The sequence below is a fragment of the Mesorhizobium sp. M2C.T.Ca.TU.002.02.1.1 genome, from assembly GCF_003997225.1.
This window is the reverse complement of the sequence record NZ_RZTO01001199.1, coordinates 1-1,292: the sequence shown is the minus strand read 5'-3', so window position 1 is coordinate 1,292 and position 1,292 is coordinate 1. Positions and strand designations below refer to the sequence as shown.

Sequence of the window (1,292 nt, the reverse complement as noted above, 5' to 3'; positions counted from 1 at the left end):
ATCTATGACGGCATCTACCGTGCCGCCTATTCCTACGGGATGTCGAAAGCGATGACGCAGAAGCTGATCAAGCTTCTCGCCTCCGACGTCGATTTCCAGTCGCGGATTTCGCCGGCCGATCGCCTCGAGGTCCTGTTCTCGCAGCCCGACGGCGACGACCAGACGTCCGACAATTCCGACCTGCTCTATGTATCGGCGACCTTCGGCGGCCAGACGAAGAATTTCTACCGCTTCCAGATGCAGGACGGCAGCACCGACTATTTCGACGAAAACGGTTCGAGCGCCCAGCAGTTTCTGCTGCGCAATCCGCTGCCCGCCGGCAAGTTCCGCTCCGGCTTCGGCGCGCGGCGGCATCCGATTCTGGGCTATGTGCGCATGCATACCGGTGTCGACTGGGCGGCGCCCATCGGCACGCCGATCATCGCTGCCGGCAACGGCGTCGTCGAGAAGATCGGCTGGGCCGGCGGCTACGGCAAGCAGATCATCATCCGCCACGCCAATGGCTACGAGACCTCCTACAATCACCAGAGCGCTTTCGCCAAGGGCATCGAGGCCGGAATGCGTGTGCGCCAGGGCCAAGTGATCGGCTATCTCGGCCAGACCGGTCTCGCCACCGGTCCGCATCTTCACTATGAGCTGATCGTCAACGGCACCAAGGTCGACCCGATGCGCGTGCGCCTGCCGGTGGGCAAGGTGCTGAAGGGCGACGATCTCGTCGCCTTCAAGCGCGAGCGCGAGCGCATCGACGATCTTCTGAAGCAGGAAGACGGCAACGCGCTGAAGGTTGCCAGCGCCAAGACCGATTCGCAGCTTCCCAATTAATCGCGCGAGCGATTGAACTATTCGCCCGAATCGTCGCCTTGCCGCGGCCAGGGCGATGCCTGCCCGGGCACGGTGAGCCAAGCAATGATCGACGACAACACGCAAAGCAATGTCGTGACAGCGGCGACCGCGGCAAAAGCCGAATCGCTTGCCGTAATCCGCAATGCGTCGAGATTGGCCGCCAGCCCGGCCGCGGGCGGCTCGCCGAAACCGGGAATACCGGCAGGGTTGCCGGTCAGTCGCGCATAGATGAAAGCCGCCAGCGAGCCCATTGCCGCCACCGCGATCAACCCGCCGACGCGCGAGACGGCATTGTTGATGCCTGACGCAGCTCCCGTGTCCTTGTCTTCGACCGAGGTCATGACCGCCGTCGACAGCGGCGATACCACAAGCGCCATGCCAAGCCCCATCAAGGCCATCAGCGGAAAGGCCCCGGTCCAGAAACGATGGATGCCGGCATGAGAGAGCAA

General features: G+C 63.2%; 1 protein-coding gene and 1 pseudogene. One reads left to right on the top strand and one right to left on the bottom strand.

What is annotated here, in order from left to right; genetic code table 11:
* Window positions 1–822 (top strand): M23 family metallopeptidase (locus EOD07_RS34710; RefSeq protein WP_164772858.1); only part of this gene is annotated, 822 nt, incomplete at its 5' end.
* Between the two features lie 17 nt (window positions 823–839).
* Here the strand turns inward: EOD07_RS34710 and EOD07_RS34705 are convergent.
* Window positions 840–1,292, bottom strand: a pseudogene (locus tag EOD07_RS34705) (MFS transporter); the annotation flags it as partial.